This is a genomic window from Rhodococcus sp. G6(2025) (assembly GCF_058628105.1).
In genome coordinates this window covers 6,996,289-7,021,880 of the sequence record NZ_CP179750.1, presented here as the reverse complement: position 1 = coordinate 7,021,880, position 25,592 = coordinate 6,996,289, and the positions used below count along the sequence as shown (strand labels likewise).

The 25,592-nt window shown below is 67.5% G+C and carries 22 protein-coding genes and 1 pseudogene; 14 read left to right on the top strand and 9 right to left on the bottom strand.

The genetic code is table 11. The annotated features are described in order from the left end of the window. Window positions 1–93 precede the first annotated feature (93 nt). Window positions 94–564 (bottom strand): annotated as a pseudogene (locus ACLIVD_RS32500) (Tn3 family transposase); the annotation flags it as partial. Window positions 565–735: 171 nt separating this feature from the next. Here ACLIVD_RS32500 and ACLIVD_RS32495 point away from each other — a divergent pair. Further along, entirely contained in the window at window positions 736–1,821 is a 1,086-nt protein-coding gene (locus ACLIVD_RS32495; protein ID WP_491931285.1) for a phosphotransferase family protein, read from the top strand. A gap of 34 nt (window positions 1,822–1,855) precedes the next feature. Continuing rightward, complete coding sequence (locus tag ACLIVD_RS32490; protein WP_491931284.1) at window positions 1,856–3,085, top strand: acyl-CoA dehydrogenase family protein; 1,230 nt, start codon at window positions 1,856–1,858, stop codon at window positions 3,083–3,085. A gap of 713 nt (window positions 3,086–3,798) precedes the next feature. On the opposite strand, the gene xylB is transcribed toward ACLIVD_RS32490, so the two are convergent. From xylB to ACLIVD_RS32470, 4 genes are read right to left on the bottom strand one after another with little or no spacing between them, the layout of a single operon-like run. Beyond that, entirely contained in the window at window positions 3,799–5,181 is a 1,383-nt protein-coding gene (gene xylB / locus ACLIVD_RS32485) for a xylulokinase (protein WP_491931283.1), read from the bottom strand. Beyond that, the gene (locus ACLIVD_RS32480) at window positions 5,178–6,101 is read right to left on the bottom strand and encodes a carbohydrate kinase family protein (protein ID WP_491931282.1); all 924 of its coding nucleotides are present in this window, start codon (window positions 6,099–6,101) and stop codon (window positions 5,178–5,180) included. The genes xylB and ACLIVD_RS32480 overlap by 4 nt, the downstream gene beginning before the upstream one ends. Further along, window positions 6,098–7,579 carry a mannitol dehydrogenase family protein gene (locus ACLIVD_RS32475; RefSeq protein WP_283332086.1) on the bottom strand — a complete coding sequence of 494 codons (1,482 nt, stop codon included), beginning with the start codon at window positions 7,577–7,579 and terminating at the stop codon, window positions 6,098–6,100. Before ACLIVD_RS32475 ends, ACLIVD_RS32480 begins: the two co-directional genes overlap by 4 nt. A 10-nt stretch (window positions 7,580–7,589) precedes the next feature. Then, window positions 7,590–8,594: an NAD(P)-dependent alcohol dehydrogenase gene (locus tag ACLIVD_RS32470; RefSeq protein WP_105414377.1), complete on the bottom strand. Its 1,005-nt coding sequence runs from the start codon at window positions 8,592–8,594 to the stop codon at window positions 7,590–7,592. A 151-nt stretch (window positions 8,595–8,745) separates the two neighbouring features. Between ACLIVD_RS32470 and ACLIVD_RS32465 the strand changes: the two genes are divergently transcribed. Genes ACLIVD_RS32465 through ACLIVD_RS32445 form a run of 5 tightly spaced genes read left to right on the top strand, consistent with a single transcriptional unit; the run spans window position 8,746 to window position 14,123 of the window. After that, window positions 8,746–9,768 (top strand): sugar-binding transcriptional regulator, encoded by a 1,023-nt coding sequence (locus ACLIVD_RS32465; RefSeq protein WP_317569129.1) that lies wholly within the window; start codon window positions 8,746–8,748, stop codon window positions 9,766–9,768. A gap of 52 nt (window positions 9,769–9,820) precedes the next feature. Continuing rightward, window positions 9,821–11,146 (top strand): ABC transporter substrate-binding protein, encoded by a 1,326-nt coding sequence (locus ACLIVD_RS32460; RefSeq protein WP_491932947.1) that lies wholly within the window; start codon window positions 9,821–9,823, stop codon window positions 11,144–11,146. Next, window positions 11,143–12,108, top strand: coding sequence for a carbohydrate ABC transporter permease (locus tag ACLIVD_RS32455; protein ID WP_105414379.1), 966 nt, complete (start codon window positions 11,143–11,145; stop codon window positions 12,106–12,108). The genes ACLIVD_RS32460 and ACLIVD_RS32455 overlap by 4 nt, the downstream gene beginning before the upstream one ends. Further along, on the top strand, window positions 12,108–12,986 hold the full coding sequence (locus ACLIVD_RS32450; protein WP_280781217.1) for a carbohydrate ABC transporter permease: 879 nt from the start codon (window positions 12,108–12,110) through the stop codon (window positions 12,984–12,986). The genes ACLIVD_RS32455 and ACLIVD_RS32450 overlap by 1 nt, the downstream gene beginning before the upstream one ends. 51 nt (window positions 12,987–13,037) lie before the next feature. Further along, window positions 13,038–14,123, top strand: a complete 1,086-nt coding sequence (locus ACLIVD_RS32445; RefSeq protein WP_283332085.1) for an ABC transporter ATP-binding protein — start codon at window positions 13,038–13,040, stop codon at window positions 14,121–14,123. Window positions 14,124–14,131: 8 nt separating this feature from the next. Here ACLIVD_RS32445 and ACLIVD_RS32440 read toward each other — a convergent pair whose 3' ends face one another. After that, the gene (locus tag ACLIVD_RS32440) at window positions 14,132–15,541 is read right to left on the bottom strand and encodes an FAD-binding protein (protein WP_491931281.1); all 1,410 of its coding nucleotides are present in this window, start codon (window positions 15,539–15,541) and stop codon (window positions 14,132–14,134) included. Window positions 15,542–15,550: 9 nt separating this feature from the next. After that, the gene (locus tag ACLIVD_RS32435) at window positions 15,551–16,747 is read right to left on the bottom strand and encodes a L,D-transpeptidase (RefSeq protein ID WP_491931280.1); all 1,197 of its coding nucleotides are present in this window, start codon (window positions 16,745–16,747) and stop codon (window positions 15,551–15,553) included. Window positions 16,748–17,006: 259 nt separating this feature from the next. Between ACLIVD_RS32435 and ACLIVD_RS32430 the strand changes: the two genes are divergently transcribed. Together ACLIVD_RS32430 and ACLIVD_RS32425 are read left to right on the top strand one after the other, a co-directional pair. Next, the gene (locus tag ACLIVD_RS32430) at window positions 17,007–17,459 is read left to right on the top strand and encodes a MarR family winged helix-turn-helix transcriptional regulator (protein ID WP_280781284.1); all 453 of its coding nucleotides are present in this window, start codon (window positions 17,007–17,009) and stop codon (window positions 17,457–17,459) included. Beyond that, window positions 17,456–18,880: an MFS transporter gene (locus ACLIVD_RS32425; protein WP_491931279.1), complete on the top strand. Its 1,425-nt coding sequence runs from the start codon at window positions 17,456–17,458 to the stop codon at window positions 18,878–18,880. The genes ACLIVD_RS32430 and ACLIVD_RS32425 overlap by 4 nt, the downstream gene beginning before the upstream one ends. A gap of 8 nt (window positions 18,881–18,888) precedes the next feature. Here ACLIVD_RS32425 and ACLIVD_RS32420 read toward each other — a convergent pair whose 3' ends face one another. Then, window positions 18,889–19,467, bottom strand: coding sequence for a TetR/AcrR family transcriptional regulator (locus ACLIVD_RS32420; RefSeq protein ID WP_491931278.1), 579 nt, complete (start codon window positions 19,465–19,467; stop codon window positions 18,889–18,891). A gap of 70 nt (window positions 19,468–19,537) precedes the next feature. Here ACLIVD_RS32420 and ACLIVD_RS32415 point away from each other — a divergent pair, with 70 nt between their 5' ends. Beyond that, window positions 19,538–20,008, top strand: coding sequence for a group II truncated hemoglobin (locus tag ACLIVD_RS32415; protein WP_491931277.1), 471 nt, complete (start codon window positions 19,538–19,540; stop codon window positions 20,006–20,008). On the opposite strand, the gene ACLIVD_RS32410 is transcribed toward ACLIVD_RS32415, so the two are convergent. Beyond that, window positions 19,996–21,123: a nitric oxide synthase oxygenase gene (locus ACLIVD_RS32410; protein WP_491931276.1), complete on the bottom strand. Its 1,128-nt coding sequence runs from the start codon at window positions 21,121–21,123 to the stop codon at window positions 19,996–19,998. The two genes, ACLIVD_RS32415 and ACLIVD_RS32410, sit on opposite strands and share 13 nt — an antisense overlap. A 141-nt stretch (window positions 21,124–21,264) precedes the next feature. Here ACLIVD_RS32410 and ACLIVD_RS32405 point away from each other — a divergent pair, with 141 nt between their 5' ends. The 4 genes from ACLIVD_RS32405 to manD all read left to right on the top strand — a co-directional run bounded on the left by ACLIVD_RS32405 (window position 21,265) and on the right by manD (window position 25,588). Continuing rightward, entirely contained in the window at window positions 21,265–22,239 is a 975-nt protein-coding gene (locus ACLIVD_RS32405) for an MsnO8 family LLM class oxidoreductase (protein ID WP_491931275.1), read from the top strand. Window positions 22,240–22,352: 113 nt separating this feature from the next. Then, window positions 22,353–23,369: a LacI family DNA-binding transcriptional regulator gene (locus tag ACLIVD_RS32400; RefSeq protein WP_491931274.1), complete on the top strand. Its 1,017-nt coding sequence runs from the start codon at window positions 22,353–22,355 to the stop codon at window positions 23,367–23,369. Beyond that, the gene (locus ACLIVD_RS32395) at window positions 23,370–24,374 is read left to right on the top strand and encodes a 2-hydroxyacid dehydrogenase (protein WP_491931273.1); all 1,005 of its coding nucleotides are present in this window, start codon (window positions 23,370–23,372) and stop codon (window positions 24,372–24,374) included. Next, the gene (manD, locus tag ACLIVD_RS32390) at window positions 24,371–25,588 is read left to right on the top strand and encodes a D-mannonate dehydratase ManD (protein WP_283332073.1); all 1,218 of its coding nucleotides are present in this window, start codon (window positions 24,371–24,373) and stop codon (window positions 25,586–25,588) included. The genes ACLIVD_RS32395 and manD overlap by 4 nt, the downstream gene beginning before the upstream one ends. Window positions 25,589–25,592: the final 4 nt, after the last annotated feature.

Genomic DNA, 25,592 nt, shown 5'->3' with positions numbered 1-25,592 from the left:
GACCTTCCCGCCACCGCATCCTCGAATGCCGAGCCCATGAGGTGCATGCCGGGTTGACCTGCGGTCCGAGGCACGGTTCAGAACAGCGTGCGGCGGCCGGTAGCCGGTCGGGCCGAGCTGGACGAGTTCGGCATCGATCGCGCCGAAAGAAGTTGATGTTTTCGCTGTGCGCGGGCGAGATATGGGTGAGAACTTCGTCGTCGATGCGGCGGCCTCGACGCCGAATCTGTTCGACAGCGGTCCCTTAATCCTCTGCGTTCCAGTCGATTACCGCATTGATGACCAGGTCCAGGCACCATGCCTGTTCAATTTGGGCGGCCCGGATCATGCCTTCGTGGGCATAGAGCAGGTCGCGGCGCAGCGCGTGCAGGGATTCGCCCTTGTTGAGCTGACGGGTGATCTTGCGCCGGCAGTCCGGGCCCGACAGGTATTTCGCGGCGTAGATGGTGCGCCGCGGCGCCCCTTGCTCCTCGAGCGCCGCGACCAGGGAGTTCGGCCGACCGGACGCGGACAGCTTGCCGATAGCACCGACGCGATGGCGTGGCCGAACTTCAGCGACCCGGCGCGAGTCGAAGGCGAACGATCGCTTGGTTTCCAATCGAAAGTGTCGCAGATAGGCCGGAGAGAAGTAGTGCTAGATAAGATAAAAGTTGACTTTAGCTATCGCTAAGGTGACACTGAATTCCAGCCGAGCGATCGTTCGGCTCGTAAAGCCTGAACGAAAGGACGGCGCGGATGACAACGTCCACCGCCGATGTGAATGCCCGCGACGATCGGGCGCCCACGCCCGAGCTCGACCTCCCCGCCCTGACGGCCTATCTCGGCGCCGCGCTCGACGACGGACTGCATGGACCGCTGACCGCCTCCTTGATCAGTGGTGGCCGGTCCAACCCGACGTACCGCGTCGCCAACGCCGACCGGACGTGGGTGCTGCGGCGCCCGCCCTACGGGCACGTCCTGCCAAGTGCACACGACATGAAGCGCGAGTTCACCGTGATCAGGGGACTGGCGGGAACAGCCGTTCCGGTGCCCGACGCGGTACTGCTGTGCGAGGACAAGGACGTCCTCGGTGCGTCGTTCTACCTGATGGAACTGGTGGACGGAACGCCCGTCGGGACCGTCGAGCAGGCGTCGGCTCTCACCCCGGACGACCGTCGCCGGCTCGGATTGGATCTGGCCGACACCCTGGCCACGCTGCACGGCGTAAACCCGGACGCGGTCGGGCTCGGCTCGTTCGGCCGCCCCGACGGCTACCTCGAACGCCAGCTCGACCGCTGGTCCCGGCAGTGGGAGGCCTCGCGCACCACCGATCGGCCCGAGGTGTCCGTGCTGCTCGACAAGCTGCGCCGGGCGCTGCCCACCTCGCACTTCCCGGGCATCGTCCACGGCGACGTCAAACTCGACAACGTGCTCGCGTCCCGCGACGACGCCGGGAAAATCGTCGCGGTCCTGGACTGGGAAATGGCCACGCTCGGCGACACCCTCGCCGACGTCGGGATCATGCTGAGCTTCTGGGACCAGCCCGGCGCCGTCGACAACCCGGTGACCAAGGGTCTCGCCCGACTCGACGGATTCCCCACCCGCGCCGAACTTCTCGATCGCTACGCCACACAGCGCGGCATCGAGATCCCCGACATCGACTGGTACACGGTGTTCGCCGACCTCAAGATCGCCGTCATCCTCGAGGGCATCAACGCCCGGCACGCACAGGGCGACACCGTCGGTGGGGGTTTCGACGACGTCGGCGACATGGTCGGCCCGCTGTTGCAGCGCGCACTCGACCTCGCCGCCGTGTCGCCCGTGTCCGAACTCCGCCGCTGACCGCGGCACCACCGAACAGATTGGAGCCACCGAAGTGGATTTCGACTACAGCCCGAAAGTGCTGGAACTGCAAGCGAAGCTGACGAAGTTCATGCAGGAGCGGGTACTGCCTGCCGAGACGATCGCCGAAGAGCAACTGGCGTCGAAGCCGGACCACTGGGGTGCGCCGCCGATCGTGGCCGACCTGAAGGCGGCCGCGAAGCGCGAAGGCTTGTGGAATCTCTTCCTGCCCGCGCGCGAGGGTGCGGGCCTGACGAACCTCGAGTACGCGCCCCTGGCGGAACTCACCGGCTGGAGCCCGTTGATCGCGCCCGAGGCGTTCAACTGCAACCCGCCCGACACCGGCAACATGGAACTGCTGCACCTGTACGGCACCGACGAGCAGAAGCGGGAATGGCTCGAACCCCTGCTCGCGGGCGAATTCCGGTCGTGCTTCTCGATGACCGAACCCGACGTCGCGAGCTCGGACGCCAACAACGTCCGCCTCGAGATCGCCGAGGACGGCGACGACTGGGTGCTGACCGGCCGCAAGTGGTGGTCCACCGCGGCCCTGCGCGACGACTGCCGGGTGGCGATGGTCATGGGCGTCACCGACCCGGACGCCCCGGTCGGCAGCCGCCACAGCATCGTCCTCGTTCCCATGGACACCCCCGGTCTGACCATCATTCGGTCCACGACGGTGCTCGGCTTCACCGACCGCCACGAGGGCGGGCACGGCGAGATCGTCTTCGACAAGGTCCGCGTCCCCAAGGCGAACCTCCTTGGACCGCGCGGCAAGGGCTTCGCGGTCGCGCAGGCCCGCCTCGGTCCGGGGCGCATCCACCACTGCATGCGGTTGATCGGCATGGCCGAGCGGGCGATTGCACTGATGACCGAACGTGCCCGCACCCGGGTGGCGTTCGGCAGGCCCCTCGCCGACGAGGGGGTCGTGCAGGCGACCGTCGCGGACGCGCGGATCCACCTCGACGCCGCCCGGCTGCTGGTGCTGCGGGCCGCCTGGCGGATGGACGCCGAGGGCACCAAGGCCGCCCGTCACGACATCGCCGCAGCCAAGGTGATGGTGCCGCTCACGGTCAAGCAGATCGTCGACGACGCGATGCAGATCTTCGGCGGCGCCGGGCTGTCACAGGACACCATCCTTCCGGTTCTGTACGCGCAGGCCCGGTTCCTGCAGATCGCCGACGGCCCCGACCAGGTACACCGCCGCTCCCTCGCCCGCGCGGAGTTCGCCGCCACCCCAGCGCTGACAGCAGTTCAGCCGTAATCACGCGCGGGGCGTTCCGTCAAGTGTGAGCCAGCGGTGGGCCCGTCCCACATGACATCTCAGACAACAGACCGCAAGGGCGAAAGAGGAGGCTCTCAGAACGCATTCGGAAACTGGTCACGTCCACGCGAGGGGCCGGATCATGACACCGATCATGGCGATGTGAATGACGGCTTCGTGGTGGTCGGGCACCGAGCAGCAGACCGGTCACGTCCACGGCGACGTGGCGCTTGACCCCGTTCGTTCGTTTCCCGCCGTCCCATCTGCGACGGGATCGGGGCACCGTGTCGGCGCCGGGCACCTCTGTCCGACCGATCCTCGCCTCGACCTGCTGTACCTACAAGCCGCTGGCAGCAGCGGAGACAGCCTCGGTGACCCCCACCTCGGCGACGTCATCGATTCGCCACCGACACGGCGCCGGACACAGTCATCGAGGCATTCGCAGGCAGAACTCGCGAAACCTGGCGATCGCAGTGCCGCTGCTGGTCACCGAAGGCGGCAACAGTTACGGCCCCGGCCGCAAGTGTGCCTACGAGGCGGCTTGCCGCCTCATCGAACTCATCGACGACGGTGACGACAGCAGCCGCGATAGCGTCTTACGCGGTGCATCCCCGTCACTGATCGCTGCTGTCACGGGTAAAGCGCTGCCCCCTCCTCCATGCCCGGAGCTCTCCTTGCCGCGTGTTGGACCGGCCAGACCGACGTGGTCACCACTAGCCTCTGGTCTCGGAGTACCGTTCGCGCACTTCGGGTGCCGGGTCGGCCTCGTAACGCTGGGTGGACGTCTGATCCCACTTGGGTGGTTCCGGGGTCCCGGCCAGCGTCCAGGTCGCCTGCCTGCATGCGCCGATCGCGACGTACTCCGCCGGTTGCGGCACCAGGACCGGGGCCCCGAAGATGGCGGGCGCGAGTTCGCACAGTGCCTGTGAGCGGGCGCCGCCGCCGACGAGGAGGATGCGACGCACCGTGACGCCCTGGGCGGTCAGGTGGTCGATGCCTTCCGCCAGGCCGCACAGCAGGCCCTCGACCGCCGCGCGGGCGAGGTGGGCGGGGGTCGAATTGGCCAGCCTAAGTCCGTGAACGGAGCCGGTGGCATTGGGACGGTTGGGGGTGCGCTCACCCTCGAAATACGGCACCATCACCAGGCCGCCACTGCCGGACGGCGCCGACAGCGCCAGCCGCGACAGCTCGTCGTGATCGACGCCCAGCAGCGATGCGGTCGCGTCGAGCACCCGGGCAGCGTTCAGCGTGCACACGAGGGGCAGTTGACGTCCGGTGGCGTCGGCGAAGCCGGCGACGAATCCACCCGGATCGTTCGCCGGTGTCACGGACACCGCGGACACGACGCCCGACGTTCCCACGGAGACGACGACGTCACCTTCCTGGGCGTCGAGAGCCAGTGCGGCGGCGGCATTGTCGCCGGTTCCGGGGCCGACGGCGGCGCCCCAGCGGGTTTCCCCGATCTTCTCGGCCGGGCGGGCCACGCGCGGCACGGTGGCCGTGCGTCCGCGCAGTGCCAGCGACAGCAGGTCGGGGCGGTAGGAATCCGTGGCCGCGGAGAAGTATCCGGTGCCGCTGGCGTCGCCGCGGTCGGTGGCCAAAGTGCCGAGATCGGACCTGCCGGTGAGCTGCCAGCCGAGCCAGTCGTGGGGCAGGCACACCGCGGACGTCCGGTCGGCGTTCGCCGGTTCGGAATCGGCGAGCCAGCGCAGTTTGCTGACGGTGATCGCGGCGAGCGGCACCACACCGACGGCGTCCGCCCACGCGTCCGGACCACCGAGGTCGTCCACCAGTTGGGCGGCGGCGTCGGCGGAGCGAGTGTCGTTCCACAGCAACGCCGGACGCACGACCGTCCCGGTGTCGTCGAGGCACACCATGCCGTGCTGTTGCGCGCCGACCGACACCGCGGCGACGTCGTCCAGTCCGCCGGCGGCGGCGATGGCGCTGTCGAGGGCCGAAGCCCACGCCTGCGGGTCGACCTCGGTGCCGTCCGGATGCGACGCCCTGCCCTCGCGGACGAGTTGACCGGTGTCGGCGTCGCAGACGATCACCTTGCACGACTGGGTGGACGAATCGATGCCCGCGACGAGGGTCATTGCCGGACACCCGCCGCGCGATCCAGTGTCTCGCGGGTGGGCAGGTCCGCCCCGGCACGCGCGACCGTGAGACCCGACATCAGCACCGCGTTGTCCAGCACGTTCCGCACTTCCTCCGGGGCGATCGCGTGGAGTGCGTTGCGGCTCTCCGCGCCGAGGAAGCCGTGCGACCAGAACCCGTCGAGGAGCCCGGCCATGAACGCGTCGCCCGCGCCGACCGTGTCGACCACCTCGACGTTGCGGGCCGCGACCTCGACGAGTCCGGCCGCGCAGACCGCGAATGCGCCCTCGGCGCCCTTCGTCACCGCGACCATCGCCGGGCCGCGGGACAGCCACTCGCGGGCGATGTCCTCGGGATTTCGGTCGGGGTCGTACCAGCGGAGGTCCTCGTCGCTGACCTTGACGATGTCCGAGATCGACACGAGGTGCTCGATCCGCTGCCGGGCGCGTGCCTTGTCGGTGATCAACACCGGTCGTACGTTGGGGTCGTAGCTGATGGTCGCCGACGAGCGGCGGCGGTCGAGCATGTCTGCGACGACGTCGCAGCCGGGTTCCATCACGGCGGCAATGGAACCGGTGTGGACGAGCGCCGGTGTAGACGACCCGCTCGGGCAGGGAAGGTCCCACTCGATGTCGAACTCGTAGGTGGCGGATCCGGCGGAATCGAGGGTGGCGTGGGCCGTCGCCGTTCGCTGCGCGGTGATGCTGCCGGGCGCGAGGCTCACTCCCGACTGCTCGAGGTGCCGGACGATCGCGCCGCCTCTCGTGTCGTCGCCGATCCGGGTGACGAATTCGACCGGACGACCGAGCCGGCCGAGGCCGACCGCGACGTTGAGCGGGCTGCCGCCGACATACTCGGTGGTGGCGCCGTCGCCCGCCGTCACGATGTCGATGAGAGCTTCACCGATGACCAGACTCATGACTGCACCTTCTCACGCAGAGCCTCGAGTGTCTCCCGTGCACCGACGCTGTACAGCGAGTCCAGCGCCCAGAGGTACGCGGTGACGAAGCGCGGATTGTCGGCCAGGTCGCCGAAGACAGACTGATTCTCGATGAAGGCAGTGCGGTTCTCGTGCTGGCTGCGCGCGATCGGCACGAGGGAGTCCTTCAATTGGTCGACGACGTCGATGGGTTCGCCGTCCTCGTCGACTCCCTCGGCATACCGGGCCCAGCTCGCCACGATCGCGGCCGACAGCCGGATGTGCCGGTCGGCCAGCAGGTTTTCGCGGATCACGGGCAGCAGCCACTTCGGGATGCGGTCGGAGGATTCGGCGCACAGGCGGGCGACGGTGTCGCGGATCTCGGGGTTGGAGAATCGTTCGATGAGCGTGCGCTTGTATTCGTCGAGATCGACTCCGGGCACCGGCGCCAGGGTGGGCGTGGCCTCCTCGTCCATGTATGCGAGCAGGAAGTCGGCGAAGAGTGGGTCCTGCGCGACGTCGTGCACGAGCCGGTATCCCGACAGGTAGCCGAAGTAGCAGAGGGCCTGGTGGCTCGCGTTGAGCAGACGCAGCTTCATCAGTTCGTAGGGTTCGACGTCGTCGACCACCTGGACGCCGACGTCCTCGAATGCCGGGCGACCGAGCGGGAAGGCGTCCTCGAGCACCCACGACGTGAACGGTTCGGCGGCGACGGGCCACTGGTCGTCGATGCCGAACCGCGACGACAGCGCCTCCGTCACCTCGGGGGTGGTGACGGGCGTGATGCGGTCGACCATCGAGTTGGGGAACGACGTCTCCGCGCGCATCCAGGCCGCCAGTTCGGGATCCTTCAATTCGGCGTACGCCAGGAACATCTTGCGCGCCACGTCGCCGTTGCCCTGAATGTTGTCGCAGGACATGATGGTCGGCGACGGCAGCCCGCGCGCTCGGCGCCGGGCCAGTGCCTCGACGACGAGTCCGAATGTGGTCCGCGGCGCGGCGCCGTCGGTGAGATCGTGTACGACATCCGGGTTCTCGGCATCGAACTCGCCGGTGTCGTGGGTGAAGTTGTAGCCGCCCTCCGTGATCGTCAGTGAGACGATCTTCGTGGACTCCGCGGCGATCTTCTCGATCACGGCCTCGGGGTCGTCGGGGGCGAAGAGGTAGTCGACGATGGACCCGATGACGCTGACGTCCCAGGTGCCGTCCGGGTGCCGCAGCGCCAGCGTGTACAGGCCGTCCTGCGCGTCGAGGACGTCCTTCATGCGCCGGTCACCGGGCAGGACCCCGACCCCGCAGATGCCCCACTCGCGGGCCTCCCCGCGTCGCAGCAACCGGTCGACGTACATCGCCTGATGTGCGCGGTGGAATCCGCCGACACCGAAATGCACTATCCCTACGGTGATGTCGCTTCGATCGTAATTCGGCACCTGCACGGTGTCGTCGAACTGTTGCAGTGCCTGCGCGCACAGTTGCATCGGTCTCTCCTCATTCCTGGACGCGTACGACGGCCTTGAGGCTGCCCGGCGTCCGGTCTGCGTTCAGTGCTTGCTCCGCTTCGGCGAGCGGAAATCTTCCGGTGACCATCGAATCGAGGTCGACCCGCCCCGACCGCGCGAGGGCGATCGCCGTCGGCCACGTGTTGGCGTAGCGGAATACCCCGGTCAGTACCAACTCCCGGTTCTGGATGGTCTGGACCGGCAGTGTCATCTCGGGGGCGCCCATGCCCACCAGAACCACGGATCCCGCGGGCCTGACGGCCTGGATTCCGGCCAGCACCGCACTCGGGGCCCCGGACGCGTCGACGAACGCGTCCACGTGGAGTCCCGCGACGTCCTGCTCGCGGGGGTCGAGCACCGCGGTGGCACCGAATTTGGTTGCGACGTCGCGTCGCCGGGGATCGAGGTCCGAGACGACCACTTCGGTGGCACCGAACGCGAGGGCGGTCTGCACCATGGCGATTCCGATCGGCCCCGCGCCCGCGATCAGAACACGGGATCCCGCCGTCACTCCGGCTTTGCGGGTGGTGGCGATGGCCACGGACAGCGGCTCGCACAGCGCGGCCGCGTCCTCGGACATCTCGTCCGGAATCGCATGGGCGAACGCCGAGCCGATGGTCACGTATTCGGCCAGCGCCCCGTCGATCGGCGGGGTGGCATAGAACTGCATGTGCGGGCACAGGTTGTAGAGACCGCGCCGGGATTCGTCGGTGTCCGGGTCGGGGCGTTGCGGTTCGATGGAGACACGCTGCCCGATACGCGCTGCCGGGACCCCGTCGCCGACACCTACGACGGTGCCCGACGCCTCGTGGCCCAGCACGATCGGCTGTTCGACCACGAACTCGCCGATGCGGCCCTCGCGGTAGTAGTGGGCGTCCGATCCGCAGACACCTACCGAGGCCACGCGGACCAGGACGTCGCCGGGGGCGGGAGTGGGCACGGGGCGTTCCCGGATCTCGATCACACCCGGCTCGACGAGCACGCTGGCACGCATCGTCCTGGGGATATCCGAAGGGAGTGTTGTGTGGGTCACACTTCGATGCTAGCGTACTGAGCAGATGAACGCATAGTGATCATTTGCTCACGGTTTCCCCGGGGCTCCGAAGACACACACGACGGACCCGGGATCATGGCGAGGAGAACCAGTGACGTCCCCCAACTCGACGGCCCCGACGCCGTCTCTCATCACGGCACCACCGCCGTCCACGACGGAGGATCTGCGCCTCGCGTTGCGCGCTGCAACGCTGTACTACCTCGACGGAATGACCCAGGCCGAGGTCGCCACACGACTCGGTGTCTCCCGCCCCACCGCGGGCCGGCTGGTGGCACGAGCCCGCGCCCAGGGCCTGGTGCGCATCGAGGTGCAGGCACCCGCGCATCTGCGTGATGCGCTGCGCTCGGACGAGGAGCGCGCGCTCGAGGAGAAGTACGGACTCGTCGAGGCGGTGGTGGTCGCCGATTCCGTCGACGCCGCCGGTGCGATCGACGACCACAACAGCTTCGCCGGCGTCGGGCGGGCCGCGGCGTCGCTGCTGGTTCGCCGGATTCGGGAAGGCGACACCCTCGGATTCACCTGGGGGCCGGAGACGGTCGCCGTCGCGCAGGGTCTGCCGTCCGGGGCGGCCACGTGCGCGTCCGTCGTCCAGCTCGACGGCTCGGTGAGTGCCATCAACTACCAGACCGGAACGGAGTACGTCCTGGGTAGATGCGCAGAGCAGCTGCAGGCCAACACTGTTCGGCTTCCCGTTCCGCTGTATGCGGACGCGTCGACTGTGGTATCCATGCGGAGCGACTCCGTCATCTCCAAGGCGCTCGAGGCCGGGCGGACCGCGGAGATGATGATGTTCGGAACGGGTGCCGTCTCCACGTCGACCACCCTGTTCGAGGGCAGCTTCATCGACACGGACATGCTGTCCGTGCTCACCGGCCTCGGCGCGGTCGGCGAAGTCGGTGGACGCTTCTACCGGCTCGACGGAACCGAGGTTGCCGGCCCTCTGGACGAACGGGCCATGTCCGTTCCTCTCGACGACATCCGCGCGTGCGAGGGGTCGATCCTCGTCACGGGTGGCGTCGCCAAACACCAAGCGGCACTGGGTGCCCTCCACGGCGGACTGGCCAAGATGCTGGTCTGCGACATCGAATGCGCACGTTGGCTGCTCGATCAGTAGCACCACGCAAGAGAGGTGAAGATCGGTGAAGAAACACAGGAAACCGGCGACGATGCTGGTAGCCGGAGCGGGAGCGCTCTGCCTCACGCTGAGCGGATGTGCGGGCGCCGGATCGCTGGGCGCGTCGGACCAGACCATCACCATCGCGATGGTCTCCAATTCACAGATGCAGGATGCCCAGAGCCTCGCCTCGCAGTTCGAGGAAGAGAATCCCGACATCGACCTGAAGTTCGTCACGCTGTCGGAGAACCAGGCGCGCGCGAAGATCACGGCGTCCACGGCAACGGGTGGCGGTGAGTTCGACGTCGTGATGATCAGCAACTACGAGACCCCGCAGTGGGCCAAGTACGGCTGGCTGAAGAACCTTTCGGAATACGCCGAGGCGACGGAGGGTTACGACGAGGCCGACTTCATCCCCACCCTGCGCGAGTCGCTGTCCTACGAGGGGAGCATGTACTCGGTGCCGTTCTACGGCGAGTCCTCGTTCCTGATGTACCGCAAGGACCTGTTCGAGCAGGCCGGAATCACCCTGTCGGAGAAGCCGACCTGGACCGAGGTGGCAGCGGCCGCAAAGCAACTCGACTCCGAGGACATGGCAGGCATCTGCCTACGCGGCAAGCCGGGCTGGGGTGAATTGCTCGCACCCCTCGACACGGTCATCAACACGTTCGGTGGCCGCTGGTTCGACGAGGACTGGAACGCTCAGCTGACCAGCCCGGAGGTGGAACGCGCGGTGCAGTTCTACGTCGACCTGGTGCGCGAGTACGGCGAGCCCGGCGCCGCGACGAGCGGTTTCGGCGAGTGCGCCACACAGCTGGCCCAGGGCCAGGTGGCGATGTGGTACGACTCGACGTCCGCGGTGTCCACCCTGGAGGATCCGGCGTCGAGCGCCGTCGTCGGCAAGATCGGGTACGCCCCCGCGCCGATCGAGGTGAAGGACAACTCCGGCTGGCTGTACAGCTGGTCGCTGGGAATCCCCGAGAGCAGCGAGAATCCCGATGCGGCGTGGAAGTTCATCTCGTGGATGACCGACAAGCAATACATACGCACGGTCGGTGAGGATCTGGGCTGGGAGCGGGTGCCTCCGGGCAGCCGGCTGTCGACCTACGAGATTCCCGAGTACAAGGAAGCCTCGGCGGCCTACGGACCGCTGACGCTCGAGGCGATCGAGGACGCGACACCGGATGCGCCCACCGTGCAACCGGTTCCGTACACCGGCGTGCAGTTCCTGGCGATCCCGGAGTTCCAGGATCTCGGAACCCGCGTAAGCCAGCAGATCAGTGCGGCGATCGCAGGCCAGCAGACCGTGCCCGAGGCGCTCGCCCAGGCACAGCAGTACGCCGAGGTGGTCGGCGCGACCTATCGGGAGGAACGATGACAACCATCGCCGAGAAACCCACCGCGGACGGCACCGCCGACCGGGTGCGGGAACTGCGGGAGGCCAAGGACGACAGCGTCTCCCGCGCCGAGGGATGGCGTCGCCGGGGGCCGTTGCTGCCCGCTCTGATCTTCATGATCGTGGTGACCCAGATCCCGTTCCTGTTCACGCTGTACTACTCGACGCAGTCCTGGAACCTGGTGCGTCCGGGCTCCCAGGCGTTCGTCGGGCTGCAGAACTACGTGGACGTGTTCCAGGACAGCCAGTTCCGTGAGGTCGCGGTCAACACCGTGATCCTGATCGTCGGCACCGTGCTGATCTCGGTGGTGCTCGGGTTGCTGCTCGCCCTGCTGCTCGACCGTGCCTTCCTGGGCCGCGGCATCGTGCGTACCCTCCTCATCACCCCGTTCCTGGTGACACCCGTCGCCGGTGCGCTGCTGTGGAAGACCACGATGTTCGACCCGGTGTTCGGCATCGTCAACTTCGTGCTCTCCCCGTTCGGGGTGGGACAGGTCGACTGGGTCAGCAAGTTCCCGCTCGCCGCGGTCATGGTGAACCTGATCTGGCAGTGGACCCCGTTCATGATGCTGCTGATCCTGGCGGGTCTGCAGTCCATGCCGCGCGACATCCTCGAGGCGGCGCGGGTGGACGGCGCCAAGCCGATCGCGATGTTCCGCGAACTGACACTCCCGCATCTCCGCCGGTTCATCGAACTCGGCGCGGTGCTGGGCGCGATCTACCTGATCAACACGTTCGACGCCATCTACATGATGACCCAGGGCGGGCCGGGCACCGCCAGTGCCAACCTCCCCTTCTACATCTATCAGCGCGCATTCCTCGGTTTCGACATCGGGCAGGCCGCAGCGATGGGCGTCATCGTCGTGATCGCGACCATCGTCGTCGCGACCCTGGCGTTGCGCCTGATCTTCAAGAGCTTTACCGGTAACGAGGAGGCAGCGTAATGAGTACCGACACTGCGGCGGCGCCGGTGGAGTCCACCCCCACCGCGCCGGAGACGAAGCGGGCGCGCAAGCACCGCAAGTTCAGTCCGTGGAGCGTGGTGGCGTGGATCGTGGCCCTCGGCTTCTTCTTCCCCGTGGCGTGGATGGTGCTCACCGCGTTCAAGCAGGAGGGCGACGCCTACACGACTCCGCCGAAACTGTTCTTCACGCCCACCCTGGACCAGTTCAAGGCAGTCCTCGACAGCGGAATCGGCACCGCACTGCTGAATTCGGCGTTCGCGACCGCCATGTCGACGATCCTCGTGCTGGTGCTTGGTGTGCCTGCGGCGTTCGCGCTGTCGCTGCGACCGGTCCGCAAGACGAAGGACGCCCTGTTCTTCTTCATCAGCACGAAGATGCTCCCGATCGTCGCCGCGATCATCCCGCTGTACGTGATCGTCAACGACATCGGCTTACTCGACAACATCTGGGCGCTGATCATCCTGTACACGGCGATGAACCTGCCCATCGCGGTGTGGATGATGCGTTCGTTCTTCCTCGAGGTTCCGGGCGAACTGCTCGAGGCCGCCAGCATGGACGGCGCGAGCCTGTGGACGTCGGTGCGCGAGGTGATCCTTCCGCTCGTGTCACCCGGCATCGCGGCCACCGCCCTGATCTGCGTGATCTTCTCGTGGAACGAATTCTTCTTCGCCGTCAACCTCACCGCCGTTCAGGCACAGACCATTCCGGTGTTCCTCGTCGGCTTCATCACCGGTGAGGGCCTGTACTGGGCCCGGCTGTCGGCAGCGGCGACGCTGGCGGCGCTCCCGGTCATCCTGGCCGGCTGGGTCGCACAGAACAAGCTGGTCCGCGGCCTGTCCTTCGGTGCGATCAAATGATCACCCCGGCAACCACTTCCCCCGACTTCGGTACCCACAAGAGGAGCAATCATGGCTGACATCGCGTACAAGGGCGCATCCTGCATCTACGAGAACGCCGACACGCTGGCGGTCGATACGCTCGACCTCGACATCGAAGACGGCGAGTTCATCGTCCTCGTCGGACCGTCCGGCTCCGGCAAGAGCACCGCACTGCGGATGCTCGCCGGCCTCGAGGACATCGACGAGGGCACCATCGAGATCGGTGGCAAGGACATGGTGGGTGTTCCGTCGAAGGACCGTGACATCGCGATGGTGTTCCAGAACTACGCCCTCTATCCCAATAAGACGGTGGGCGAGAACATGGGCTTCGCTCTGAAGATGCGCGGGGTCGGGGTGGAGGAACGGAAGAAGAAGGTGGCCGATGCCGCCAAGCTGCTCGACCTGACCGACTACCTCGATCGTAAGCCCGGCAAGCTGTCCGGCGGTCAGCGCCAGCGAGTGGCGATGGGCCGGGCGATCGTGCGGGAGCCGCAGGTGTTCTGCATGGACGAGCCCCTGTCGAACCTCGACGCCAAGCTGCGCGTCCAGACCCGCACGCAGATCGCGGCGCTGCAGCGCCGGCTCGGCACCACCACCGTGTACGTCACCCACGACCAGGTCGAGGCCATGACCATGGGTGACCGGGTGGCCGTCCTCAAGAACGGCAAGCTGCAGCAGTTCTCGGCTCCCACCGAACTCTACGATCGCCCGAAGAACGCGTTCGTCGCCGGCTTCATCGGTTCGCCCGCCATGAATCTGATGACTATGCCCATCGTCAGCGACGGCGTGCGCCTCGGGAACTCGACGCTCGCGCTCGAACGCAACCAGCTGTCGGCGCTGCACGCCGCCGGATTGGAGACCGTCACGGTCGGTGTGCGCCCCGAGCAGCTCGAGTTGTCGACCGGAGAGGGCGGCATCGAGGTAATCGTGGACCTGGTCGAGGAACTCGGCAGTGAATCCTACGTCCACACCCACATCGCCGGTGACGGTACGCAACTCACCGCCCGGTCACTGACCCGCACCCCCGCGCGGCTGGCCGACACGGTGTCCCTGCGCAAGCGGGACGGAGCGGTCCACCTGTTCCACCCGGAGACGGGGGAGCGGATCGGCGACTAGGGCATGTCCTAGAGCGGATAGTGCGTCAGCACCCCCATCGGATCGTGCCTCTGCCGCAGTTCGCGCAGTCGGCGAAGGTTTCCACCGTAGGCCGCGTCGATCTCGGCTCCGGTCTCGGGGAAGCCGGGCCGGACTTCGACGCTGTAGACGCCGATCGTGTGGGGTGCGAGCGCGTCGAGGGTGCCGCCCGCCCACGACAGGCAGGCGGCTCCGTCGTAGGGGTCGGACCAGATGGCGTTGAGCGGGATGTTCCACTCGCCGCTTCGGCCCCAGAATGCGGTGTCGCCGTCACCGACGTCGGCGAGGGCGCCGCCGGTGTGCTGGAAGTCGATACGACATTCCCGCGTCGGCGCCCCACGGATCTGAGTGGCCAGGGCCTCCGCGAGTTCGGAGTCGAGGGTCGGTCCGGTGAAGACGGCCTTCCCGAAGAACGACCCTCGGCGCTCGCCCGGTTCGGGCAGCCGGATCGGTTCCGGTTCTTCGCCGTCGGGGCCGGGCGGCGCGAATTCGGGTAACCCGGTGAGGTACGTGCCGGACGTCTCGGATCGGTACAGCACGGTGCCCGACACGTCGGCGACCGTGGTGGCGGCGGATCGGGCGCGGTCGATGTCGGACTCGTCCCCGCTCGCGCACGCGGTGTACACGAAGAGGACGGGCTCGTCGGGAGACAGGGCGCTGTAACCGAGTACCGCGCCCATCGTCGTGTCCCGCGGAAGCGTCGGTGCGACACGGAAGTAGGTGGCGAGCGCTTCGAGTCCGAGCACCATCCGGTCGACCCACACCGGACCCACCGGGTGTGTGCGCAGCACCGCCGACGTGACGACGCCGAAGCACGGTGCGCATCCCCGGACCGCCCACCACAGGTCCGCCTCGTCACCGGTGCTGGCATCGGACAGGTGGACGACCTCGCCGGACGGAAGCACCAGTTCGGCCTCGACGAGCTGATCGATCGTCAATCCCAGACTGCGCGTGAGGTATCCGACGCCGCCGCGGGTGACGAGTCCGAATCCGGCGTGGCCCACGATCCCCACCGGAACCACGCGGCCGGTGGGTGCGAGGGCGTCCAGCATGGTTCCCACGGTGGCGCCGCCGGCGACGACCACCCGGTCGTCCTCGGGTCGGGCCGTGTTCAGGTGCGCCGACAGGTCGAGCATGACGGCGTCGTCCGCGACGCAGTTGGAACTCAGCCCGCCGCCGCGGACGGTGACGGTGCCGCCCGTCCGATGCGCGACCCTCATGACGGTGGAGACCTCCTCCACGGACACCGGTTCGACGACGCAGGACGGACGGCGTCTCGCGGCCTCGGGAAAGAACACCCTGCCCAGCGCGGTGCGGTAGTCACCGGTGTCCGGCAGGTGAACCCGGTGCGGGAGAACCGCCTTCAACTGCGCGACACACTCCGCGGATGGTGAATTCACGAGCGCCTCCTATCCCGTTGCGTTACCTGCCTGCCACTGATCCCACGGGACCTCCCAGTCACCGTACGTGTCCCACACGGGCAGGAGCGGTCCGCCCGAGTTGGTGATCTCGACGACGTCGCCGATACCGAAATGGTCGAACATCCACTGGGCGTTGGCGGGTGCCAGGTTGACGCAGCCGTGGGAGACGTTGCTGCTGCCCTGATCGCCCACCGACCACGGCGCCGAGTGGACGAACTCGCCGTCGTTGGAGATCCGCAGGTTGAGATCGACCTTTTCGCGGTAGTAGTCGGGATCGCCGGCGCAGACCCCGTACGTGCAGGAGTCCATGATGATGCTCTGCTGCTTGTCGGAGATCACGTGCGGACCCTCGTGCGAGGGGTGGTCGGGAGTGCCGAGACTCATCGGCATCGCGTTCTCCTGGACGCCGTTGCGGAAGACGGTGAGCATTTTGCTCGCCCCGTCCGCCTTGGCCACCCACGAGTCGTGCACGGTGTAGTCGGCGGAGTTGTTCTCGGCGCCGAAGACGCCGTCGCCCAGATCGACGCCGTACACGTCGGCCTCGATGTGGATCTTGGTGCCGGGCGCCCAGTAGCCCGCCGCGCGATAGTGCGCGTTCTGGTCGTCGGTCCAATACCAGGCGCCGGGCTGCGGCGGTGTCGTCGTCACGTGCAGTCGCTGCTGCACCTCGGCCTTGTTCACGACCGGTGCGGTGAACTGGAAGACCATCGGCTGGCCGACGCCGATGCCGGTGTCGGCGACGACCTCGGGTGCCGGGACGACGTTCGCGTAGGCGGTGGTGCCGGGCGTCAACGTCGTGACGGTGAAGGTCTGCTCGACCGGGGCGCCGTCGGGGTTGACCGCGTCCGCGACGACTGTGTACGTGGAGCCGTAGCCGAGTGGTTGGCTGCTCGTCCAGTCCGTGCCGTCGGGCGTGAGATTTCCGGCGACCGGGGTGTTCTGCTCCGCGGGATTCGTGACGGTCACGGCGGTCAGCTTGCCGCCCGACGCGGTGACCACGATCGGGGTGGTCGGGTTGATCGGCGCCCCGTCGGCAGCGGGGACGGCAATCGAGGCGGGCGCGGACTGTGACGTGGTCGGGGGTTCCGACGTGCCGGTGTCTCCGATGGTGCACGCCGTGGCCAGGAACGTCAGGGCCACCACCGCAACAATGCCGGCTGTCCGTGTGCGAAGAGTCACGACCACCTTCTTTCGGATCTGGATCAGCGCTCGCCGTCCTCATACTGCCAGCGATAGCCTCGGAGTTTCCTGTGAGATGCGTGCCCAGCCCGCCCCACCTGCAGGAATTCGAGCGCGCGACGCCTCCCCGCGACCAATTAGACAGCAGTGCTGATGAAATTCGGCCTCAAAAAAACCATTATCCGCGGTAGATGAATTATTGAGGAATGCAAATAAAACAGCTAGACTGGCTAATGAACCTGACCAGTGAGAGGGAGGCAGCCACATGGACCAGAAGGTCGATCAGCTCCGCGAGGACGTCGTTCTGTTCAACCGACGTATCCGAACCCAGCGCTCCGGGCACCTGCTCACCCCCTCGCAACTCCAAGCCCTCGCGCACCTCGACCGGGAAGGTCCGATGAGCGCACGCGCTCTCGCCGATCTCGAGCAGGTCGCGCCGCAGTCCATCGCGCGGACCGTCTCGATCCTCGAGGAGTCCGGAATGGTCTCCCGGACCGTGGACCCCCACGATGCGCGCGCGAGCATCGTCGCGGTCACCGCGCTGGGTTTGCAGACGCTCGTCGACGATCGGTCGCGGCGTAGCGAGTGGCTGACGGCCGCACTCGCCGCCGAATGCACCGACGCCGAACGTGACCTCCTCTTCATCGCCGGACGGCTACTCCGCCGGCTCGCCGGAACTCCCGAGCCGGCGCCGCAGGAGTCACTGATGAACTCGTGAGCGCGACCGTCGCCGATACCGGCCTCGCGCAGAAGTCCCCGTCCGTACCGTTCCGGGTCAGCGGCTCCGTCGCCACCGGGAGCATCCTCCAACCGCTGAACTCGTCGATGATCGCGGTGGCGATCGTCGGCATCGCCGCACAGTTCGGCTCCTCGTCCGGGATCACGTGGGTGATCTCGGGGCTCTACATCGCCACGGCCGTGACCGCCCCGATGGCAGGCAAGCTCGGCGCGCTGCTCGGCGCCCGGAAGGTCTACCTCGGGGGCCTCGCCCTGGTGGCGCTGGGCTCGATCGCCGGTCTGCTCGCACCCACGGTCGGCTGGCTCATCTTCTCCCGCATCCTCGTCGGAATCGGAACCGCCACACAGTATCCCAATGCGATGACGATGATTCGCGGGTACGCGGAACGACACGGCGCGCAGCCGCGCACCGCGATCACGACCCTCGCGATCTGCAGCCAGGCGGTCGTGGCACTGGGCCCGACGCTCGGCGGACTGCTCGTCGGGGCGTTCGGCTGGCAGTCGATCATGTGGATCAACCTGCCGATCGTCGCGTTCAGCGCGGTGGCGGTCACCAAATTCGCGAAGGTCGGATTCGTCGGCGGCATCTCGGTCAGCGGTCGGCAACTGCTGCACGCGCTCGACGTGGCCGGGGTCCTGCTGTTCCTCGGGCTCGTCTCGTCGACGATGCTGTTCCTGCTGTCGCTCACCACCGATCCCGTCTGGTGGCTGATCCCGGTGTGGGCGCTGGTGTTCGCCCTGTTCATCCACTGGGAACGACGCGCGGACGAACCGTTCATCGACGTTCGGGCCCTGGCCCGGAACCGTGCGCTCAGCGCCACACTCGCCCGCACCCTCCTCACCTACACGGCGTTCTACTGCATCTTCTTCGGCATCCCGCAGTGGCTGCAGTACTCCCGCGGAATGAGCGCCACCGAAGCCGGTCTGACGATGCTGCCCGTCGCCGTCGTCGGCATCGGCTCCACGCTGTTCGCGTCACGGACGTATCGGCGGCACGGGGTGCGCCGAACGCTCACCGTCGGAACGTGTGCGCTCCTGGTGGGAGGAATGCTCCTGGCGTCGGTGGAGAGCAGTACGGCCCCGATCGTCGTGCTACTCCTGGTGGCCGCAGTACTGGGAATTCCCAATGGATTCAACAATATCGGCAATCAGAACCTGATCAGCTCGGTCACGTCCGTCGAGGAAGTGGGGACGGCGATCGGGATGTACCGCACCGTGCAGTACATCGGAGCGAACCTGTCGGCCGTCGTGCTGCAGACCACCGCCGGTCACGTCATCGGCGACGACGGACTGCACCGCACGGGCTGGTTCATCGCCGTCGCCGGCGTTCTCCTCCTCATCGGTGTCCTGATGTCACGGAACATGGGGGACCGGCGGTCGACGAGCGCGTCGACGGCGTAGCAAAAGCGTCAGGTCGGCGGCACCCCGCCGACGGCCCGCCAGATCAGTGTCGCGGTCCGGGCAGGCCAGTCGGCGGGTGGGCGATCACCGGCCAGCGCCCGGCCGTACCAACTGCCGGTGGTCATGGTGACGGCGACGTCGAGATCGGCGTCGGCGTCGATCAGCTCCAGTTCGGCGGCGCGGTCCAGGATGGCGCGGATGCGGCGCCGGCGCGGCGCCACCACCCGGGCGCGGTACTGCGCGCGGACGTCGGAGTCCGTCGTGTCCTGCAGCATCGTGCCGACGAGCGACAACCGGCCGCTCCTCGACACCCCGTGCTGGAAGTTGGTCAGCTCGCGGACCAGATCCCCGAACGGATCGGCCGACGACCGCCCCGACTGTTCGTCGGCCAGCTGCGCCACGACTGCCGCGGCGAGCTCCGACTTCGACGCCCACCGCCGGTACAGCGCCTGCCGGGTGGTGCCGGCCTCCGCGGCGATCGCGGCGATCGACATCGCGTCGTATCCGGCCCGGGACAATTGCCTGCCCGCAACTTTCAGCACGCGAGTGTCGATATCGGTGTCGCGACTGCGCCCGGCCACACTCATGCTCGACCCTCTTTTCAATTCAATACTGGTGTGTATTGTAATGGACAGACGACGGAAATCGGGAGCTCACATGAGTGATCAGGAAACACCGTCCCTGTACGAATGGGCGGGCGGTGAGCAGTCGTTCCGGCGGCTGATCGACGCCTTCTACGACCGGGTCGAGCGCGACGAACTGTTGTCCCCGATGTTCCCCGGCGGAGTGCACGAGGAGCATCGCCGCAACGTGACGCTGTGGTGGTGCGAGGTGTTCGGCGGTCCACCCGGCTACACCGACCGACTCGGGGGCTACGAACGGATGCTGCGGCACCACATCGGTCTGGGCATCACCCCTGAGCAGCGGCACCGCTTCGCTGCGACGATGAGCCTCGCCGCCGACGACGCGAAGTTGCCGTCGGATCCCGAATTCCGTTCCGCATTCATGGCCTACGTCGAGTGGGGGACCAGACTCGCGCTGCAGAACTCGAGCCCCGGTGCCGAGGTGGTCGAGCACGCACCCGTCCCGCACTGGGGTTGGGGCGTGGCCCCGCCCTACCGCGGCTGACCGGGGATCGGGCAACCCGAGCTGGCGGCCGGGAGAAAGTTCGGGCGGATATCCATGTCGGGTGCGTCGTAGAGCCGGTGGAACGTGGGGGTCAGCGCCGCCGACATCGGCGGGTTGATCCACGACCAGTCCGTCGGGCACTTCCGGCCGAGTGACTCTTCGCGTTCGACGTGGCTGATGAACTGCTTGGCGACGGTGTGATGATCGACCATGTGCACACCGGCCTGCCGGTAACTGTGGATCACGGCGCGGTTCAATTCGACCAGTGCGCGGTCGCGCCACAGCGTTCGCTCCGACGTCGTGTCCAGGCACAGCCGTTCGGCGATGGCGGGCAGCATGTCGTATCGATCCTGGTCGCTGAGGTTGCGGGCCCCGACCTCCGTGCTCACGTACCACCCGCTGAACGGGGCGAGGGGGTAGGTCAGCCCGCCGACCGAGAAACCCATGTTCGACACGGCGGGAACCGCATGCCATTTGAGACCGAGATCGGCGAACCAGGCGTAGTCCGGGTGCTCGATCTCGACCTCGAGCACCAGCTCGGATGGAATCTCGTACCAGCGCAGCGTCTCGTCGGGGGTGCTGATCAACAGCGGCAGCACGTCGAACGGCGTGCCTGCGCCCCGCCACCCCATCTTCGTCACCGCCTCGGTGATTCCGACCTGGGCGGGGTCCCCGGTCACCGTCCCATCTGCGTGGCGGTAGCCCGCGTACCGGATCAGTTGCGGGCTGACGATCTTGTACTCGCGTCCGTCCGCCAGCGGTAGGGGACCGACCGTGATGACCGAGCGCAGTGCGCCGCCGTTCGTCGCGACCCGCAGGTGCTCCCAGCACGCCTCCGCGATCTCGTCCGCGGTGGTGACGTGCCGGGCATCGATCAGCTTCAGCGTGCGCCAGTGCTTGCGACCGACGCAGCGGGCGTGGTTGCGCCACGCCAGCTGCGAGCCGACTTCCAGTTCCTCCACGGTGTGCTCGTAGCGGCCCGTCTCCGCCAGCGACTCCAGTGCGTCCGCGAGGCGGGCCGTGGGCAGGTGGGCCAGCTCGGGCTCGCTGAAGAACTCTACGCACTCCCGCATCTGCGCTGCGGACCGCGACGTGACGTCCAGCGAGTACGACATAGTCCCCGTGCTGCTCACCATTGACCTCCCGGCGATCGTGGATCCTGCGGCGGTCAGTATGTCAGCGAAGCGCGCACACTCGTCCACCGAGTGCGGACGGGGTGAGGAAATACCGCCGGCAGGACGGCGGTTCCCCCGAGGGTGAAACTCTCGATTCTGGACCGGTCCCGCACGCGCCGGGGTGCGCCGGACTCTGCCGCGCTGACCGGGACGATCGAGCGGGCGGTGCATGCCGAGCAACTGGGGTTCCATCGGTTCTGGGTGGCCGAGCACCACGCCGTGCCGGGAATCGCGAGTGGGTCGCCGCCCGTGCTGCTCGCTGCCCTCGGTGCCCGCACCGCCCGGATCCGGCTGGGCTCGGGTGGTGTGATGCTGCCGAACCACCAGCCCCTCGTGGTGGCCGAACAGTTCCTGATGCTCGAGGCGATGTTCCCGGGCCGGATCGACCTGGGCGTCGGACGGTCGCTGGGATTCACGAAGCCCGTACGCGAGGCGCTGCGCCGCGACCGCAACGCCCCCGACACGTTCGCCGGCGACCTCGACGAGGTGCGGAGCTACCTCGAGGGCAAGGGCGCCGTGACGGCCCGGCCCCACGTGACGAGTCCACCGCCGATGTTCGTTCTCGCTACCCGGCGCGGGCTCGACTTCGCCGCGAAGGCCGGTCTGCCGGTGGTGGTCGGTGGTCCGGTACTCGGAGGGTCGGGCGCCAACGTCCCGGAACTGGACCGGTACCGCGACAGCTTCGTCCCGTCCGCCGGAAACCGGTCCCCGTACGTGGTCGTCTCGCTGGAGGTGATGATCGCCGAGGACGCAGACCGGGCCCGTGAACTGCTGCTTCCGGAGGCGTGGGCGCTGGCACAGTCGAGCCGGACCGGCGAGTTCCCGCCGCTCGAATCGGTCGCGGACATCCGGGGGCAGGCGTGGACTCCGCGGCTGCGCGAACAGGTCGACGCCTCGATCGCGAACTCCATTCACGGCACCGCCGAGCAGGTGAGGGTCTCGCTCGAGGCCCTGGCCGCGCGTACCGGTGCGGACGAACTACTGGCCTCGACGTCGACGTTCGACCGGGCCGCGCTGTTCGAATCCGATCGGCAGTTGTCGCTCCTGGACGTGTGAACTCGCTCGACGCACACGGCTTGCTGCAAGCCTTGCGCAACTATTGACAACCTTGCGCAAGCAGGTGGATAGTGTGTGTCGGCAGTCACAACGAACAGCGAGGCGGTAGCACCGTGGCACCCACCTTGACCGAGGTCGCACAACGCGCAGGGGTATCCCTGTCCACCGCGTCACGGGCATTCAGTGCCCCGGACCGGATCGGACCGGACACGCTCGCGCGGATCATCGCGGTCGCCGACGAGATCGGCTACCGGGCGGCGTCACCGACCCGCACCGACGTCGTGCGCCCCACCGCCACCACCGTCGCGGTCGTGGTACCCGACATCGGGCACACCGTGTTCGCGAGCTTCGTGAAGGCGGCGCAGGCGCAGGGGTGGCACCGGCGCCAGACCGTGCTCCTCACCGACACCGACGGCAGCGCCGACCGTGAGCGTGAGGTTCTCGGCGAGTTGCAGGGGCGCGTCGACGCACTCGTGGTCTGCGCTCCGCGGCTGCCTGCATCGGACATCGTGCAGCTCGGCGGCGACACACCCTTGGTGCTCGTCAACCGCTCGTCACCCGAATGCGATTGCATCGTGGCGGATTCGGAAGACGGAATTCGCCAGGCCATCGACTACCTCGTCGCCCTCGGACACGAGCACCTCGCGTATGTCCAGGGCTCGCCCCAATCCTGGTCGAACCAGCGCCGCGTCGCCGCGGTCGAGGAATTCTGCAAGGCCCGCGACGTGCAGCTGAGTCTGCTCGGTTGGCAGCAGGAAACCCTCGCGGGCGGTCACGCCGCGGCCGCGAGCGTGATCGCGACGGGTGCGAGCGCCGTGATCACGCACAACGATCCGATGGCCATCGGAGTGATGAACGGCGTCCGCGCAATGGGCTTCTCGGTGCCGGCCGACCTTAGCGTCGTCGGCATCGACGACTCGCCGCTGGCCGAACTCGCCAGCCCCGCACTCACGAGCATCAATGTGCCGATGGCACGAGCCGGTGTGCTGAGTCTGGACCTGGTGTTCCAGCGCGCGAACGAGCCGGACTCCGATATCCGAGAAATCCATCTTCCCACTCAACTGGTTGTCCGGGCTTCGGCCGGACCGGCGCACGATCGGGTGTTTCGCCCCGGAAAAGAGAGCCGCTAGATGAAAATCGTTGTTGCCGACAGCAACCTGATCCCGCACCGACCCCGGCTCGAGGCCGCAGTTCCGTCCGATGCACGGTTGTCCTGGCACGACAGCTTCGACGAGGCGGCCCTGATCGAGGATCTGCGCGACGCCGACGTCTATGTCGGGGGAAAGTTCACACCGTGCATGGCGTCGGCTGCAGAGCGGCTGCGTCTCGTCCACGTCGCAGGTGCCGGCACGGACAGCATCGCGTTCGATGCCCTGGCACCGGACGTGCTGGTGGCGAACACCTTCCATCACGAGAAGTCGATCGCCGAATACGTCGTGGCGGCCGCGGTGATGCTCCGGCGCGGCTTCGTCGCGCAGGACACGGCGCTCCGGCAGGGCGTCTGGGCGACCTCGGTCTACGACGACCTTCTCACGCAGTCGAATTCGCTGCAGGGCGCGCGGGTGGGCTTCGTGGGGTTCGGCCACATCGGCCATGCCACGTGGACTCTGTTCCGAGCATTCGGCGCGACAGGAGCGGCCGTGACCGGTCGTGGCAACGTCGACGCGCCGAGTGCGGGACTGGACTGGGCGGCCGACGTGTCCCAGCTCGGGCGTCTCCTCGTCGAATCCGATGTCGTCGTGGTGTCCGCACCGCTCGACGACCGGACGCGGGGGATGATCGGCGCCGACGAATTGCGCGCACTCGGCAGCGACGGTGTGCTGGTGAATGTGGGCCGCGGACCTCTCGTCCAGGAGCAGGCCCTGTTCGACGCACTGTCCTCGTCGACCATCGCCGCTGCGGCCATCGACGTCTGGTACGACTATCCCGGACCCGACGGTCGCGGGAGGCCCAGCGCTCTGCCGTTCTCCGAACTCCCCAACATCCTGATGACACCGCATTCTTCCGGAGTCTCACAGCAGACTTTCGTCGGCCGCGTCGACGACATCGCCGCCAACATCACTCGACTCGCTCGCGGTGAGCAACTGCGCAACGTCGTCGCACCCGCGGTCGGCTCGAAAGGATCACGGGCATGACCGACAAGATCATCTCCGCGGACGTGCTGGTCTGCAGCCCCACCCGCAACTTCGTCACCCTCAAGATCACCACGGCCGACGGCGTCGTCGGCTACGGTGACGCCACGCTCAACGGCCGTGAACTGTCCGTCGCGTCGTATCTCCGGGACCATGTGGCGCCCTTGCTGATCGGGCGTGACGCGGCGCGGATCGAGGACACCTGGCAGTACCTCTACCGCGGCGTGTACTGGCGGCGCGGGCCCGTCACGATGGCCGCGATCGGAGCCGTCGACGTCGCCCTCTGGGACATCAAGGGCAAGACCCTCGGTCAGCCCGTCTACCAGTTGCTCGGCGGTGCCGTCCGCGACCGGGTGCTCTCCTACACCCACGCAACCGGGTGGGACGCGCCCGCGTTGCTCGACTCGGTCGACGCCAAGCGCGCGACGGGCTTCCAGGCGATTCGAGTGCAGTCCGGGGTTCCCGGACTGGATTCGGTGTACGGCGTGCACCAGGGCGCCGCCGGATACGAGCCCGCGAGTCGCGGCGCCCTGCCGGTCGAGGAAGTGTGGGACACCGACGCGTACCTCAACCATGCACCCCGGATCCTCGAAGCCGTCCGTGAACACGTCGGCCCCGAACTCAAATTGCTGCACGACGCCCACCATCGGCTCACCCCGCAGCAGGCCGCGCGACTGGGGAAGTCGGTCGAACACGTAGACCTGTTCTGGCTCGAGGACGTCACGCCGGCCGAGAACCAGGATGCACTGCGCCTGGTGCGCAACCACACCACCACGCCCCTGGCGATCGGGGAGGTCTTCAACACGATCTGGGATTGCCAGCACCTGATCACCGAACAGCTGATCGACTTCATCCGGGTGGCCATCGTCCACGCGGGCGGAATCAGCCACGTTCGCAAGATCTTCGCGCTCGCCGAGGTGTACCAGATTCGTGGCGGCCCGCACGGCCCGTCGGACGTCTCGCCGATCTCCCTGGGAGCGAGTCTGCACCTCGGTCTCGCGACGCCGAACTTCGGAATCCAGGAATACATGGGTTACGACCCGCTCGTCAGCGAGGTCTTCCCCCACGCGTGGTCGTTCTCGGACGGGCACCTCACCCCCGGCGACGTTCCGGGCATCGGAGTGAGCATGAACGAGGAACTCGCGGAGCAATATCCGTACGAGCAGGCCTATCTCCCGGTCGCCCGGCGCCGCGACGGCTCTATGACGGATTGGTGACGAG